Origin of the sequence: Streptomyces pathocidini, assembly GCF_001418495.1 — a bacterium.
Lineage (GTDB): Bacteria > Actinomycetota > Actinomycetes > Streptomycetales > Streptomycetaceae > Streptomyces > Streptomyces pathocidini.
This window is the reverse complement of the sequence record NZ_LIQY01000699.1, coordinates 1-1,144: the sequence shown is the minus strand read 5'-3', so window position 1 is coordinate 1,144 and position 1,144 is coordinate 1. Positions and strand designations below refer to the sequence as shown.

The following is a 1,144-nucleotide window of genomic DNA, read 5'->3' as shown; positions in this document are numbered from 1 at the left end:
GGGGAGCAGGGGTGCCGGGGCCCGCCGGCTCGGGCAGGCCGAAGCGGAGGAAGGCCGGGTACGGGTGGGAGCCGGCCAGGCTCGCGTTGAGGGCGGCCACCGAGTCGGTCCCGGAGTGGGCCGCGCGCATCCAGGAGGCGTTCTCGGGGCGGTCCGAGTCGTGCACGGAGACCGCGGATACGACCGTACGGGCGGGGCCGTCCAGGGCGTTGAGCATCAGCTGGTAGCGCGGGTCGTAGAGCGCGAGGTCGGCCAGCGGGCCGCTGTTGCAGGCGCTGAGGACGACCTCGGCGGCGCGCACCCGGTTGAGCGGGACGAGCTTGTCCTCGGGCTTGTAACAGGGCAGGCCGTAGGCGCAGCGGGGGCCAAGGAGCCGCTCGTCGCGCGGGGCCGCGGAGTTGAGGCCGCAGATGGTGAACTCGCCGAGGTTGACGCTGTCGTCCTTGCCGTGGCCCTGGAAGACGACCCTGCGCCAGCGGCTGCCGAGGATCTCGGCCTGGATGTCGAGGCGTTCGAAGGACCGGTCGTCGTAGACCCGTACGTCCTCGGTGGGGGTGGGGCGGTCGGTGTCGGTGAAGAGGCCGAGCCGGGTCAGCCGGGGGTCGGTGCGGGCGTACTGCTTGGCCACGTGCCACAGCAGGGAGTACGGGTCCCGGCCGCTGAGCACGCACAGGGACCTCTCCTCGGCCCGGTAGGTGGCCAGCAGCAGAGGCCGCAGCGGGTCCAGGCGCAGCCGGTCGTACGTGCCGACCACCAGCAGCGTGCCCCGGCGCTCGGGGGGCAGGCGGTCCAGGTCCCCGGCGTCCAGCCAGGTACGGGCGAGCGGGCGGGCCAACGCGAGGACGCCGTCGGGCAGTTCTTCCGGTGCGAGGACCACGCCATGGTCGACCGGGGCGGGGCGCTGCGTGCCCTCGTACACCGCCTCGGCCAGGGCGATGCTCTCTGCGAGGTCGGGGCGGCCGGTGACGACAACCGGGACCGGTGTGCCGTCCGGCGCTCCCAGGAAGTCGGCCACCGCTGTGGGGAGCTGGTCGGGGTCGACCGGGCGGAAGGTTGCCGCGGACGGCTGAGTGGGGAGTCCCGGGGTGGGGCGGCGCCTGGTGTCGGCGGGCTGCATCAGGGTGACCTCTGTCTCGTTCTGGGT

Annotated in this window: 1 pseudogene; it reads right to left on the bottom strand. The window is 73.8% G+C overall.

The features are described 5' to 3' along the window. Positions 1-1,144, bottom strand: a pseudogene (locus tag AOK16_RS24590) (hypothetical protein); the annotation flags it as partial.